Annotated in this window: 14 protein-coding genes and 1 riboswitch; of the genes, 12 read left to right on the top strand and 2 right to left on the bottom strand. The window is 49.0% G+C overall.

Annotation, left to right across the window (positions count from 1 at the left end):
* The first annotated feature begins 46 nt into the window (after positions 1 to 46).
* The 3 genes from LEUMU_RS0115270 to LEUMU_RS0115260 all read left to right on the top strand — a co-directional run bounded on the left by LEUMU_RS0115270 (position 47) and on the right by LEUMU_RS0115260 (position 1979).
* The gene (locus LEUMU_RS0115270; RefSeq protein WP_022953161.1) at positions 47 to 289 is read left to right on the top strand and encodes a DUF2798 domain-containing protein; all 243 of its coding nucleotides are present in this window, start codon (positions 47 to 49) and stop codon (positions 287 to 289) included.
* 46 nt (positions 290 to 335) lie between these two features.
* Positions 336 to 968: an HD domain-containing protein gene (locus LEUMU_RS0115265; protein ID WP_022953160.1), complete on the top strand. Its 633-nt coding sequence runs from the start codon at positions 336 to 338 to the stop codon at positions 966 to 968.
* Positions 969 to 1241: 273 nt separating this feature from the next.
* Positions 1242 to 1979 (top strand): DUF1499 domain-containing protein, encoded by a 738-nt coding sequence (locus LEUMU_RS0115260; protein ID WP_022953159.1) that lies wholly within the window; start codon positions 1242 to 1244, stop codon positions 1977 to 1979.
* Between the two features lie 69 nt (positions 1980 to 2048).
* On the opposite strand, the gene LEUMU_RS0115255 is transcribed toward LEUMU_RS0115260, so the two are convergent.
* Positions 2049 to 2642, bottom strand: coding sequence for a TetR/AcrR family transcriptional regulator (locus LEUMU_RS0115255; protein WP_022953158.1), 594 nt, complete (start codon positions 2640 to 2642; stop codon positions 2049 to 2051).
* Positions 2643 to 2853: 211 nt separating this feature from the next.
* On the opposite strand from LEUMU_RS0115255, the gene LEUMU_RS0115250 reads away from it, so the two are divergent.
* From LEUMU_RS0115250 to LEUMU_RS26310, 5 genes are all read left to right on the top strand, one after another.
* Positions 2854 to 4008, top strand: a complete 1155-nt coding sequence (locus tag LEUMU_RS0115250; RefSeq protein ID WP_157474355.1) for a hypothetical protein — start codon at positions 2854 to 2856, stop codon at positions 4006 to 4008.
* 26 nt (positions 4009 to 4034) lie between these two features.
* Positions 4035 to 5165, top strand: coding sequence for a hypothetical protein (locus tag LEUMU_RS28145; protein ID WP_022953156.1), 1131 nt, complete (start codon positions 4035 to 4037; stop codon positions 5163 to 5165).
* A gap of 52 nt (positions 5166 to 5217) precedes the next feature.
* Entirely contained in the window at positions 5218 to 5988 is a 771-nt protein-coding gene (locus tag LEUMU_RS26315; protein ID WP_022953155.1) for a dioxygenase family protein, read from the top strand.
* 36 nt (positions 5989 to 6024) lie between these two features.
* Entirely contained in the window at positions 6025 to 6369 is a 345-nt protein-coding gene (locus LEUMU_RS0115235) for a hypothetical protein (protein WP_022953154.1), read from the top strand.
* Positions 6370 to 6541: 172 nt separating this feature from the next.
* Positions 6542 to 7066: a hypothetical protein gene (locus tag LEUMU_RS26310; protein WP_022953153.1), complete on the top strand. Its 525-nt coding sequence runs from the start codon at positions 6542 to 6544 to the stop codon at positions 7064 to 7066.
* 114 nt (positions 7067 to 7180) lie between these two features.
* Here LEUMU_RS26310 and LEUMU_RS0115225 read toward each other — a convergent pair whose 3' ends face one another.
* Positions 7181 to 8365 (bottom strand): lytic murein transglycosylase, encoded by a 1185-nt coding sequence (locus LEUMU_RS0115225; RefSeq protein ID WP_026744814.1) that lies wholly within the window; start codon positions 8363 to 8365, stop codon positions 7181 to 7183.
* A 155-nt stretch (positions 8366 to 8520) separates the two neighbouring features.
* On the opposite strand from LEUMU_RS0115225, the gene LEUMU_RS0115220 reads away from it, so the two are divergent.
* From LEUMU_RS0115220 to thiS, 4 genes are all read left to right on the top strand, one after another.
* A complete protein-coding gene (locus tag LEUMU_RS0115220; RefSeq protein ID WP_022953151.1) occupies positions 8521 to 9672 on the top strand; it encodes a YHYH protein in 1152 nt (383 codons plus the stop codon).
* 83 nt (positions 9673 to 9755) lie between these two features.
* Positions 9756 to 9865: riboswitch (TPP riboswitch) on the top strand.
* A 98-nt stretch (positions 9866 to 9963) separates the two neighbouring features.
* Positions 9964 to 11868 carry a phosphomethylpyrimidine synthase ThiC gene (thiC, locus tag LEUMU_RS0115215; RefSeq protein ID WP_022953150.1) on the top strand — a complete coding sequence of 635 codons (1905 nt, stop codon included), beginning with the start codon at positions 9964 to 9966 and terminating at the stop codon, positions 11866 to 11868.
* On the top strand, positions 11865 to 12932 hold the full coding sequence (locus LEUMU_RS0115210; RefSeq protein WP_022953149.1) for an FAD-dependent oxidoreductase: 1068 nt from the start codon (positions 11865 to 11867) through the stop codon (positions 12930 to 12932). Before thiC ends, LEUMU_RS0115210 begins: the two co-directional genes overlap by 4 nt.
* Positions 12926 to 13132 (top strand): sulfur carrier protein ThiS, encoded by a 207-nt coding sequence (thiS, locus tag LEUMU_RS0115205; protein WP_022953148.1) that lies wholly within the window; start codon positions 12926 to 12928, stop codon positions 13130 to 13132. The genes LEUMU_RS0115210 and thiS overlap by 7 nt, the downstream gene beginning before the upstream one ends.
* The last annotated feature ends 10 nt before the right edge of the window (positions 13133 to 13142 follow it).

The following is a 13142-nucleotide window of genomic DNA, read 5'->3' as shown; positions in this document are numbered from 1 at the left end:
TGTGACAGAATGTGTCGGTCAGATCACACATTTATGAGCATTCACAATGATTTCACGTAAGTATCAACGAGTCGTCTTCTCCTTTTTTATGGCATTACTGATGTCCGGCATTATGTCGTTTGTCATTAGCGTGTTTAATGTTGGTTTAGTCTCGAATATCGTTTCTATTTGGTTAACGGCATGGAGCTTTGCTTTCACCGTCGCGTTTCCAACGATATTGGTCGTTGCACCCCTTGTTCATAAATTGGTTGCGATGGTGCTGCAAGATGAAGAGGCGATCAGCAAATAAGCTGCTCGCTTAGTCGTTATCAAATCAACCGTTGGAGAGCGTGAAAGTGACCCAGTTTACTCGTGAGAATCTCAATAAAACCTTGATAGCCTTAGGTGCTGAGCTCACTGATCAGACTTCCGATCAGCTATTTATGGAGCTGCATCAAGCTCATGCTGACGAAGCCCGTTTCTATCACAACGAGCAACATATCTCGGAATGCTTAAGCCAATTTCAACTGATACGGACGCTTGCTGAGCGACCTGCTGAAGTTGAGATTGCCTTCTGGTTTCATGATGCCGTTTACGAGACAAAAGCCAGTGATAATGAAGCGCGTAGTGCCGAGTGGGCTAAAACGTTTTTATCGTCAGTAGGCGTGGATGAGGTCAGTGTGGCGCGTGTCGTAGCGATGATTATTGCCACCAAATCCCATAAAACTTACGATACGGATTCCGCGCTATTAGTGGATATTGATCTGGGAATATTGGGGGCGTCGGAGGCTGCTTTTGAGCGTTATGATGAGGCTATTCGTTCTGAATTTCATTGGGCTCCACTGGCGCAATATAAGCTCGCTCGGGCGCAGGTGTTGCGAGGTTTTCTGAATAGAGAGTTTATTTATAAGACGGACTATTTCCGATCGAACTACGAGCAGCAAGCGCGTAATAACCTTGAGTTAAAAATTCGTCAATTGATGGATTAATCATTCGGAATACTGCTCCAAGCTGCGACCTCAAATCGATTCAAAGCATAATGGTCTACAATATATCCTGTTGGCACTACGGAACAGTATCTGCTGACTGTTTGGCTCTCCGCTCGTTAGGCGGCCAGCGCAAAAAGGTTACCTCTTTGTCATCCTGCTGGTCTCTGGCTTCCTTTACTATCGACGAAGATCGACGCTGGCATTTAGCCAATCTCAGATAGCCACTGTATCGCTAGTGTCGTTCTAAACTCCTTAATTTAATTGGAAAAAATCATGAGTAATAAATCCTCTCGGCTTGGATCAGTCTTGCTGTTTATCGCTATTTTGGCAGCTTTAGCAGTTGGGGTAATGATGTTTGGTGCTCGCTTTGGCCTGTGGGAGCCTATTGTTGGGTTTGGGCTAATTCGAACTTATATGAACCCGATTGGCTACGCGGTCGCTGGTTTAGGTATCGTGGGATTGCTCTATCAATTGATCACTCGCAATGGTAGCGGCGCTCTGAAAGCATTTATCGCCAGCTTGATCGGCGTGTGTTTACTGGCTCCGATGATTTCCGCAAAGTTGCAGACACCACCGAGTTTCCCGCCCATTCATGATATTACGACCGATACCAGCAACCCACCGGAATTCATCGTGCTGGATGAGTCGCGCCCAGGTGCTAAGAATTCTTTGGTGTATTTTGGCCCCGAAGTAGCCGCAGAGCAGGCTAAAGCGTACCCTGATATTGCGCCGATTCAGACCAGCAAGACAACCTTAGAGGCTTTTGTTGAAGCACTGCGCGTTGCTAAAAGTATGAGCTGGGAGGTTGTCGCAGAAGACTCCAAACAGTTGCGCTTTGAGGCTATTGCCCGCACGCCGATTTATAGCTTTGTGGATGATGTTGTTGTGGTAGTGACTTCGGTAGAAGGCGTCAGTCAGGTTGATATTCGCAGTGTGTCGCGGATTGGACGTGGTGATCGCGGAGTGAATGCGGCGCGTGTTAGAGAGTTTATTAATGCGTTTGAAGAGTAATTAGTTGCAAGCCTGATCCTGACACAGATTTCCGTGTGTCAGGATCATTACCCATTAACGCACCCATCGTCAAAACAGTGACATGCCATGGTCAATGACCTTGGTGAGCCTATCCTCTGTTGCTCCATTTCTGGCCATCACGGCTAAACCAAATCGTATGGTTAATAACGAGTCTGCCAACAGCTCCGGATCTGTTTGAGGCTTTAGATTGCCTTTGCTTTCTTCCTCTTTAAAAAAGGCGAGAAAGGACTCGGTTGAGCGGCGATTAATGGCATGCACTGTTTCTTTAGCCTTGTCCGGTAAGCAAGTGCTGCCAGCTTCGCAAGTGCTATTGGTTACAAAGCAGCCACTAGGATGCGAGGGGTCAAGCAGTTGCTTGGCAATGCCTTGCAGATACGCGCGTACTCTTTCCTGCAAGCTTAGGTTCTCTGCCCGTAACGTGCTTAAGAATAGCCCACCGCTCATCCCTGCATATTTCGTTATTGCACTGATAAATAAGGCTTCTTTATTGCCAAATGCCGAATAAAGGCTGGGCTTAGTGATACCCATTGCCTCGGTTAAATCAGTTAATGATGTACCGCTAAAACCTTTCAGCCAGAACGTTTTCATCGCTTTAATCAGCGCTTCTTCTGTATCAAATTCGCGGTGACGACCTGCACCCATTAGAACCTCGTAAAAAGAAAGTTAATTGATATGCTTGACATATTATACCGATCGGTAAAGAATGCAATTTAATACCGATCGGTAAGGTATTTTAAAAATCATACTTACAGAGGTCTACATTATGCGTTCCTTGAAAAAAACTGTTTCTATGGCAGTCGTGATTTGTTCCATCCTATCGTCTGCTGCCTACGCGGAATCAGCAAAGCTCGACATGAAGTTTGCCGGAGCGCTGGAGTTCTCAGATAGCGGTACCTTATTTGTCGGTGACAATATCAACGGCTCGATTTATGCCTTTGATATGCCATCAGACAACGTGTCAAAAGATGTCACCCCGATCAAAATTGATGATATCGACGTAAGAATTGCGAACCTGTTAGGGGTTGGTAAAAGCGCGGTCGAAATTAACGATATGGCCGTTCACCCCGTGTCTCATGAGGTCTTTATTTCAGTCTCAAGAATTGGAAACTTAGTCGCCAAACCTGCGCTGATTAAAGTATCGCAAGCCGGCGAGATTGAACTGATGGACCTTGGCACTCATGAATTCTCAAAGCAGGAACTTACACATTTTCCTAATCAGCAAGTTACCTTCAGACCTCGTGGCTTTGGCGATGCGCCACCATTAGTTAAGGATCTGGCAAAGGGCGCTATCCCACTAAGCTCGTTGGCTATCATGGATATGGTTTATCACGACAATGAGCTGTTTGTTTCCGGCGTTGCTTACGATGATTTCTTATCAACCTTGCGCAGAATGCCTTACCCATTTGACGGCAAGCAAAGTGCGACCAGTGTTGAGATGTATCACATTGCGCATGACCAGTATGAAACCCGTGCACCAATCCGCGCGATGTCGATTCAAACCATTGATGGCAAAGAGCAGTTGATTGCCGCTTACACTTGTAGCCCGGTGGTACTGGTTCCGTTAGATGAGTTGGTTGACGGAGCAAAAGTTGCTGCACACACCATTGGTGATATGGGTAACGGTCAACCGATCGATATGATTCCCTACAAATTTGGCGATCAAAATATGCTGTTTGTGACCAGCAATAGTCGTTCCCCTCAGGTGATCCCATTGAACGGATTAAATGGCGCAAAAGTGGTAACCGATAAAGACTTTGAGCGCGGCGGCAAGATGGATATTGGTCCGGTGCTGCCTTATGGCCCAATGGGTAAAGCGGTGATGTTTGATGGCGCTTCTATGCACGCGGATGCCTTGAGCGATAAGTTTTTAGTATCAATCACTCGCGATACGCAAACCGGTGGTTTGAATCTGGATTCGAATATGAATTTCTTCCCGAACCGTTTGCATAACCTGGTCGCTGAGTTTGACTTCCCGCAGTACTACGAAGACAAAGCTAAGCAAAAATAATAGTGGATATTCAGGAGAGTAACGTGATGAGTCGAATCAAATCCGCCTTGTTGGCGGCGACTTTAATCAGCTCACTTCTGTTGGGACCATTCGGTTCGGTCGCTCTGGCAAAACAGAGCGGCTTAACCGTCCCATCGCAAGTTAACGAGCCAATTACGCTTGACCTCAGCAGTCGTGATTTAACAGGGCTTTCAGCTGACCATGAAAAGTTATTGCAAGTGTTTGTGGGTGATGAAAGCAACTGCTGTGAGAACAAGACGCCGATAGCGGGTACGTATGAATCCGATGGTAAGTCGCTGAGCTTTGCACCTCGCTTTGAGTTCGTTCAAGGGCAGGATTATGTCATCCGAGCGCGTGAGCTGAGCGATGAGAGTAGCGCGATGTATACGCTAACACCATTTAATATTGCATCGCAGAGCGCCAACGTCATCCCGGAAATCACGGCGGTGTACCCCAGTGGTGAAACGTTGCCAGAAAACGCGCTGCGGTTTTACCTGCACTTTGCAGCGCCAATGAAGCCACATGTCGCCTTTGATTATATCAAGCTGGTGGACTCATCCGGCAAGGTCGACGATGCCGCGTTTATGCGGTTCAAACAAGAGCTTTGGAGTGCAGACAGAAAGCGCTTAACTGTGTTGATGGACCCCGGTCGTATCAAGCGTGGTGTCGCGACAAACTTGACTTTAGGGCCAGCGTTGCATGAAGGTAGGCAATACAAACTGGTGGTTGAAGGCGGTTGGCCGACGGCCAATGGCAATCAGGTGTTAAGCGGATTTTCAAAGCCTTTTAGCATATCAACAGCGTTACGTGAGTTACCTAATACCGATAGCTGGACCATCAATGCGCCAGCACTTAATAGCAAACAGGCGCTCAGTATCACGTTTGATAGGCCGTTTGATTACGAGCTACTGCATAAAGATCTTAAGGTTTTTTCTGGCTCCGGCGTAGAAATTCAGGGAACCATCGAGGTTGTTGATAATGAAACCCGATGGCGCTTCGTTCCTGATGAGGTGTGGGCGGATCAGCACATTAAGCTGGTCGTCGATGCAACGCTTGAAGATGTGGCCGGCAATAACTTTAAAGACCTGTTGGATCATGCAGTGGGCGTCGAAACCAAAGCGGTGAACGCGATCATGCTTTCGGTGGACTTGCGATGATGTTTCTCGTTGAAAACTAAGAATACACACATAAATTGATGGAGGATTGGATATGAAGCGCAGAAGTTTTATGAAGTTTGGACTTGGGGTGGGAGCGATTGGTGGCGTGGCGTACTGGCAGCGAAACTCCCTTGCTCGCTACGCATTAACCAATTTTTCTAATGGCGTAACAACCCAAGTGGCCCCAGAGGCTGGTGCGGATGTTTGTGTGCTAACGCCGGAACAGACATCTGGCCCTTACTATGTGAAATCGGCACTTCGCTCAGACATTAGTGAGGGACGGCCAGGTTTGCCGCTCAAGCTGGCGGTCGAAGTGGTGAAGGTGCCGGATTGCTCAGCGCTTGAAGGGGTAACTGTTGAAATATGGCATTGCGATGCACGAGGCTATTACTCCGGTTATAGCGATGTGCCGGTTCGTGCGCCATTTGACACGCTAGCCACCATTATTGCGACTCAAAAAGATGGCAGTATTGCACCGACGGATTCTGAAACGTTTATGCGTGGTGGACAAGTGACCGATGGCAACGGGATGGTCGTATTCGAAACCGTTTTTCCGGGTTGGTATGACCCTCGTGTCACCCACATTCACCTGAAAGTATCGCGAGATGGCGAAACCTTTTTGACAACGCAGCTTTATTTTCCTGATGAATTGGTGGCTGATATCTACACGAATCATCCGGATTATAAGGACTATGGCACTTGTCCGTATAATCTGAAAAACGATTCAGCGCTCAGGGATTTGGCTGAACAAACGGGCGTTGTTCTCAACACTGTGCGCACTGACAACTTGCTCACGGCAACGGTGAGATTTGGCATTGCCTGATTAGGCTGGGAAACCAAGATGGGGATAAAGTCGCCAATGAAACGAGTAATTTTATTATTAATGCTGGCCATGTTCTCGGGATCTGCTAGCAGCAGTGACAGCATCGATTACACCAAACCCGAGTCGGTCGCATTGGCATTTTTGACGGCGGCACAAGCGGGAAAATATGAACTTGTCCCGCCAATGGTCATGCCTAAATGGCAGCATCGTTTCACTCCTGAAGCATTGAAAAAAGCATTTAGTAAGATTGTATTACCAAAGAAAATCAAGCTTGAAACCAGCTATGAAGAAACGGGAAAAAAGGCATTGGTTCGTGTGCTTGGAACTAAGATAGGACTAGAGTTAAACCTTATTGAGGGCAAGTGGTTGCTAGAGTTTTAAGGCATCAAAACAAGCAAGCCGAAACTAAGGCCAGCCAAAGCACTTGCATCCAGATCAAGACTTCCGTCGTTTTTATCAGTAATCCTGCTTTGGATAAGCCAGAGAAATTAGCGTGCTGAATCTCTGCTTTCCAAAGCGACAATTACTACTGAATACATTTAAGGAGTCTATTTTGACTACGAATACAGGCACGATCAACGCCACAGCATTTAGCGAGCCACGGGGTATTTCTCAAGCCCAAAAACTAGTATTAATCGCTGGAGTATTTGGTGCTGTGATGGGCGTCATTTTTATTATGATGCAGCCTTTATTTGGGATGGACACCTTAACGAGCCGACACGCTGCGGCGTATCAACAACTCGGTGGTTTGAGCGCAGCGCCTGCTATCGCAATTGCCTGGATTGCTCACTCAGCGGTCTCGATTTTTTATGGTTTGATTAGTGGTCTGGTGATGGTGAAGTTTGCACGAGCCGAAGTTATCGCGCTGTTTGCCTTACTCTTTACCTGGTTTACAACCGTGATTGCACCACCGGCCAATGCGATGATTGTGCAGTTGGTTTCTTTCCAGCAGTTGAAGATTGATCAATTGCCTGCGTTAAACTTTGCTTTGGATGTTAAGTTCTTGCTGCACTTGGTATTTTTTGCCGCGATTAGCATTGCACTGTACATCTACAAGAACAAATCAGCGCAGTCTTAAACCCCAAAAATCCATAACTCGTTAGTCAAAAAAAGCCGCTCACCGTGGTCAATCGGTGAGCGGCTTTTTTGTTTTCCGGGTAACGATGACCTGTTAAAGCTGACTCGTTACATCTTACAAACGTTGCAATAGCGCAGGGTCAGGATAGCCATCTGCCGGTAAGCCTAGCTGCTGCTGCAATTTACGCACCGCGCCGCTGGTTTCCTCGCCAATAATCCCATCAATTTTAGTTACCGCAAAGCCGCGTGCCTTCAGCTTACTTTGCAGTACTTTGACCTGATCCATGGATAAACTTTGTACGGGTGCATTGCCATTGCGAACTTGCCCAGCCCCTGCAAAGCGGGTTGCCAAATAAGCGGCAGTGATCGAATAAACCGTTGATTCATTCCAGCGCAGCATCACATCAAAGTTTGGAAAGGCTAGAAAGGCCGGGCCATTACGCCCCATTGGTAGCAGCAGTTCGGCAGTGCCAGCAGGTCTTAACGGGCGACCGCTAAGCTCCGTCACCCCTTGTTTGGTCCATTGTGCCAGCGGTAATTTATTACCTAATCGTGCTAATGACCAATCCATTTGCTGGGGTACTTTAACTTCCAATAGCCAAGCTTGGTTTCGCTGCCAGCCGTATTGACGTAATAGGCTCGCGGCGGAGGCCAGTGCATCTTCTTTAGAGCGAATCAGATCACGGCGACCATCGCCATCATAGTCCACAGCGTGCTTGTCATAGCCGGAGGGCAGGAATTGTAGCTGGCCTAATTCACCGGCCCATGCGCCTTGCATTTGTGCCGCTGGCATATCACCTTTTTGGATAATATTGAGCGCGTGCATCAGCTCATTCCGGAAAAAATCACCACGGCGACAATCATAAGCAAGCGTCGCCAGTGCTTGGAGCGTTGGGAAGTTGCCCGTCACTGCGCCAAAGTCAGTTTCTAGTGCCCAGTAAGCCGTTAGCACGGGAGCCGGTACGCCGAACTGCTTTTCGATGTGTTGAAATAGGGCGCGGTTTTCCTGAATCTTTTTCTGGCCGTTGCTTAGGCGATAAGGGTTCACTTTCTTGGCAGAAAACTCCAGAAAGGTCTGCGCAAAGACACTTTGTGAACGGTCGCGCTGCACGACGCTGGGGTCAAATTTCACATTGTTCAGCGCACCATTGACGATATTCGCGGGAATGCCGGAAGCCGTGGCCTGTTGCTTAAAGCCGTTTAGCCATTGATTAAAATTACCGGTATTTTGGCACTCTGCCAGAGCGGAGCCACTCAGTAACAAACCACTGAGTAGGAGGATTGGTTTGATGCGTTTCATAGCTAATTTCGCGTTGTTAGTTGGATGATTGTTAGTATAGCTGCTTAGCGGCCGAATAATCAGCATCTCCATTTTTTCTGCACATTATTGTTATACAGTTCAGTAATGTTATCGGTAGAAAAGTACCACCCATAATGAAGCAAAGGAGACAATTCATGCGCTTATCAAATTGCCCGTCGCTACTCGGCATTCTTGCCTGTAGTGCGCTGGTTTTAGGGGGATGTAATGGCTCCTCTGAGAGTAAAGCCACTGCCGCGGCGACGCCTAAAGTCGACACGCCGGCACAGCCTGCCGCCACAGAAAAAGCGTTAGCCGTAGCCGCAACCGCTTCAAAAATAACAGCAGATAAAGCGGTCATTAACGAAGGAATCAACCTATCGATGTTTGTCGAGGGGGCCTTTACTGAAACACCTAAAATTGTGGACTGTGAAACGAGTGCAGGCACAAAAACGACTTGTTACCAGTTCATCACGAATGGTGCACCGGCAGGCCGCACACCGGGCCCATTTTGCCCTAGAACGACTAGCGACGGTGCGAATGTTGGCGGCGGCTGGTTTAGTAAAGATGGTAAGGGAGATTTAGTGGATATTACCGGAGAATTTATCCTAAAACTGGGTGAGTACTACGGTGATGAGAAGTGGATGGTCTACGACGCGGAGACGAATAAAGTTCGCTATACCGCGACCAAAGAGGCCTGTTTAGGCGCTGCAAAACCGGACGTTGAAGAAGAATATATGCAAAACTGCATTGAGTGTGAGTTGTCTTACCTTGATGATGATTTCTCGCGTACTTTCCTCATTCCAACCAAACCTATTCCCGCGGCTAATACCGCTGGCCGGGTTGCGACTGCCGGTATCTCTTTAGATGGTACTGAGTTATCAGGCCCTGCGCCGGTTAACGCGATTTTAGGTGCTTACACCATTGCAGCCTTTGATGACTGCGGCGGACACACCAATGTGCATCAGGGCTATCATTATCACGCCTCCACAGGTTGTGGCAGTGTGCCTGATAAATCCGGTAATGGTTATGCCCCATTAATTGGTTATGCGGCAGACGGCTATCCGGTTTATGCCTGGAAAGATGAAGCAGGTAATGAGGCGGAGTCTCTGGATGAGTGCCGAGGTACAACGGATGCCGTGAGAGGTTATCACTACCGCGCGGCTAGCCCGAGTGAGAATATGTTTGTGGGCTGTCTGCATGGCGAGGTGATTAACTCCGGGCGTGGCCCAGGCGGACCTCCTCCGGGTGGCAGACCTCCGGGCGGTGGACCTCCACCTGCGGGTAATAACGCCAAAACAGCAGGCTGACAATCAATCATAGACGTCTCAGTGTAATTTCTGAAACGGATAAATTGAGAGTAGCCAGCCGAAAACTTCTCTGCTATTTTAAATAACACTTGTCGGGGTGCCCTCGCGAAATTTGATTTTGTGAAGGCTGAGATTCATACCCGTTGCACCTGATACGGTTCGTACCGTCGTAGGAAACAAGGCAGACGACTGCCATGCACCATCACACTGGAATAATGTTCTGGTGCGACTCGCATGATGCTCGCTCCGACAATAGTAATCCCCTTGTTTATTGTTGGAGAGAGTCGGAAAATGAGCACAGTCAGCCCCCTTGAGATACAGCAATCCACTGTTGTCAACGAAATCACCCGCACGCCATTACCCGGTTCGCGCCGCATTTATGTGAGCAACGAAGCCGGAACTGTCCACGTGCCAATGCGTGAAGTGGTGCTTAGCCCAACGTTGTTACGCGGCTCGGGCGACACCGCAGAGTATGAAGAAAACCCACCGCTGCGCATTTACGATACCTCCGGCCCTTACACCGATCCCACTGCTGAAATCGATCTGGAACAAGGTTTAGCTCGTCATCGCCAGGCATGGATTGATGCGCGTGATGATACTCAGCAGTTGAATGAGTTCAGCTCAACCTTTACTCGCGAACAGCTGGATGCCAAATCCGATTTGCCAATCTTCAAAAACAAACCCTTGCCACGGGTTGCCAAAGCCGGCGCGAACGTTTCCCAAATGCATTACGCGCGTCAGGGTATCATCACGCCGGAGATGGAGTTCATCGCCATTCGTGAAAACATGGACTTGGCGAAACTCTCGCAAACAGAAATCGCTGAGCGCAATGCGATGGGAATGCCGGCTGAAATTACCGCCGAGTTTGTACGCGCTGAAGTGGCGGCAGGTCGTGCGGTAATCCCGGCCAATATCAATCACCCTGAGCTTGAGCCAATGATTATTGGTCGCAACTTTCTGGTGAAAATTAATGCCAATATCGGTAACTCTGCCGTGACCTCATCCATCGAAGAAGAGGTGGAGAAAATGGTGTGGTCTACGCGTTGGGGTGGCGATACGGTGATGGATTTATCGACCGGTAAAAACATCCATGAAACCCGCGAATGGATTTTGCGTAACTCGCCAGTGCCGATTGGTACCGTGCCCATTTACCAAGCGTTGGAAAAGGTTAATGGTGTGGCTGAAGACCTGACTTGGGAGTTGGTGCGCGATACCTTGATTGAGCAAGCCGAGCAGGGCGTGAGCTACTTCACTTTGCATGCCGGTGTGTTGCTGCGCTATGTGCCAATGACGGCGAATCGCTTGACCGGAATCGTCTCGCGCGGTGGTTCGATTATGGCGAAATGGTGCTTGGCGCATCATCAGGAGAATTTCCTGTATACCCATTTTGATGAAATCTGCCAGATCATGAAAGCCTATGACATCAGCTTCTCGTTGGGGGATGGCTTGCGCCCCGGCAGTATTCGCGATGCTAATGATGAGGCGCAATTTGCGGAGTTGGCGACTTTAGGCGAGCTAACCAAAATCGCTTGGGAGCACGATGTTCAGGTGATGATCGAAGGCCCGGGCCATGTGCCTATGCACAAGATCAAGGAGAATATGGAAGAGCAAGAGCGGGTTTGCCATGGCGCACCGTTTTACACGCTTGGCCCGCTAGTGACGGATATTGCACCGGGTTATGACCACATTACCTCCGGTATTGGCGCGGCGCAGATTGCATGGTATGGCACGGCGATGCTGTGTTACGTCACCCCAAAAGAGCATCTTGGTTTACCTAATCGTGATGATGTTAAAACCGGAATCATTACTTATAAAATCTCAGCCCATGCGGCGGATTTAGCCAAAGGCCATCCTTCGGCGCAGGCGCGGGATGATGCCATGTCGAAAGCGCGTTTTGAGTTCCGCTGGGTGGATCAATTCAATATTGGTTTAGACCCCGATACGGCGCGCGCTTATCATGATGCGACGTTGCCAAAAGAGTCGGCGAAGGTCGCTCATTTTTGCTCGATGTGTGGGCCGAAATTCTGCTCGATGAAGATCACTCAAGAGATTCGTGATGAGTTTGGAACCGGTCAGGCACAGGTTGATAAAGGCGTGCAAATTCAAAAGGCGATGGAAGAAAAGTCCATTGAATTTTTAAAGCAGGGCAGTGTGATTTATCGAGCAATTGAAGCAGAGGCTGCGAGCCAGTCATGAAGCTAGCAATTGTTGGAGCCGGGCTGGCAGGGCGTTTGCTGGCTTGGCGCTTGGTGTCTCATTGTCGGGAGCTTGGCAAGCCGGTGTCGGTCACTTTATGTGATCGGCAATCGCGCGATTTTGTGGGGACTGGTTTGGTGGCGGCGGCAATGGTTGCGCCGTATACCGAAGCGGTGACGACTGATCCACTAACACGTGAGTTGGGCGTTACCTCGTGGCATTTATGGCGCAAATGGCTACCGGAGTTGGAAGCGGCAACGGGGCGTTCGGTTGAGTTTAATCAGCAGGGAACATTGGTGGTTTCGCATCCAGCTGACTTGGCGGATTGGCAGCGTTTTCAACATAAAGCGCAGGCGGATACACCGGCTGATGCCATGCAGTATTGGGATGCGAAACAGCTTAAGCAGCAAGAGCCGGAGTTGTCGTCGGTCTTTCGGCAAGCCATGTATTTTCCTGAGGAAGGGGTGATTGATAATGGCGCGCTGTATGCCGCATTGGATCAGTGGTTTGATCAGTGCCCTGAAGTCACGTGGTTGGAAGGTTTGGATTGCGGGAATTTCCCAATGCAGCCTGATGGTTCAGCCCAATCCGGCTATCTTGCCGCCTGCGAAACTCAGTTCGATTATATCTTCGATTGTCGGGGCAACGATGCCAGATCGGATCTAACTAACCTGCGCTCCGTGCGCGGCGAAGTACTACGAGTAGAAGCCCCAGAGGTCAACCTAACCCGTGCCATTCGCCTAATGCATCCACGCTATCCGCTCTACATCGCGCCACGCCCAAATCATCAATACGTAATCGGCGCAACGCAGATCGAAAGTGACGATACCGGCCCCGCGACTGTACGCTCTGCACTGGAATTGCTATCTGCCCTATACAGCTTACACACCGGCTTTTCCGAAGCTCGGATTCAATCCCTACGGGTGGGTTTGCGCCCAGCCTTTAATGATAATTTGCCGCGCATTGTGCATGAGCAGCAGCTAATCCGGATTAATGGTTTATTCCGGCATGGCTACCTGTTTGCGCCTGCGCTGATTGACGAGGTGATTCAATCGATATGTTAGAAATAAGTGTAAATGGTGAGCGCAAGTCCTTGGCTCAGCCGCAAGTCTTAGAGCTCGCCATGCAGGAGTGGGGATTTGACCCCAAAGATCTGTTGGTGATTGCAGTGAATCAGACCTTTGTGCCGCGTGATCGCTGGATGGATACCGAAGTGCAAGCGGCTGATCAGATTGATATTTTGCAACCGATTGTGGGTGGGTGACATGGGAGAA

Origin of the sequence: Leucothrix mucor DSM 2157 (genome assembly GCF_000419525.1) — a bacterium.
In the GTDB taxonomy this organism is placed as follows: domain Bacteria; phylum Pseudomonadota; class Gammaproteobacteria; order Thiotrichales; family Thiotrichaceae; genus Leucothrix; species Leucothrix mucor.
This window is presented reverse-complemented; position numbering and strand designations above follow the sequence as displayed.

Bases quoted from the DNA above. Each gene is read 5' to 3' on its own strand.
- thiC (WP_022953150.1), top strand. From the start codon at position 9,964: ATGAGCACAGTCAGCCCCCTTGAGATACAGCAATCCACTGTTGTCAAC.
- LEUMU_RS0115210 (WP_022953149.1), top strand. From the start codon at position 11,865: ATGAAGCTAGCAATTGTTGGAGCCGGGCTGGCAGGGCGTTTGCTGGCT.
- LEUMU_RS0115260 (WP_022953159.1), top strand. From the start codon at position 1,242: ATGAGTAATAAATCCTCTCGGCTTGGATCAGTCTTGCTGTTTATCGCT.
- LEUMU_RS0115225 (WP_026744814.1), bottom strand. From the start codon at position 8,365: ATGAAACGCATCAAACCAATCCTCCTACTCAGTGGTTTGTTACTGAGT.
- LEUMU_RS0115250 (WP_157474355.1), top strand. From the start codon at position 2,854: ATGAAGTTTGCCGGAGCGCTGGAGTTCTCAGATAGCGGTACCTTATTT.
- LEUMU_RS0115220 (WP_022953151.1), top strand. From the start codon at position 8,521: ATGCGCTTATCAAATTGCCCGTCGCTACTCGGCATTCTTGCCTGTAGT.
- LEUMU_RS26315 (WP_022953155.1), top strand. From the start codon at position 5,218: ATGAAGCGCAGAAGTTTTATGAAGTTTGGACTTGGGGTGGGAGCGATT.
- thiS (WP_022953148.1), top strand. From the start codon at position 12,926: ATGTTAGAAATAAGTGTAAATGGTGAGCGCAAGTCCTTGGCTCAGCCG.
- LEUMU_RS0115255 (WP_022953158.1), bottom strand. From the start codon at position 2,642: ATGGGTGCAGGTCGTCACCGCGAATTTGATACAGAAGAAGCGCTGATT.
- LEUMU_RS0115235 (WP_022953154.1), top strand. From the start codon at position 6,025: ATGAAACGAGTAATTTTATTATTAATGCTGGCCATGTTCTCGGGATCT.
- LEUMU_RS0115270 (WP_022953161.1), top strand. From the start codon at position 47: ATGATTTCACGTAAGTATCAACGAGTCGTCTTCTCCTTTTTTATGGCA.
- LEUMU_RS28145 (WP_022953156.1), top strand. From the start codon at position 4,035: ATGAGTCGAATCAAATCCGCCTTGTTGGCGGCGACTTTAATCAGCTCA.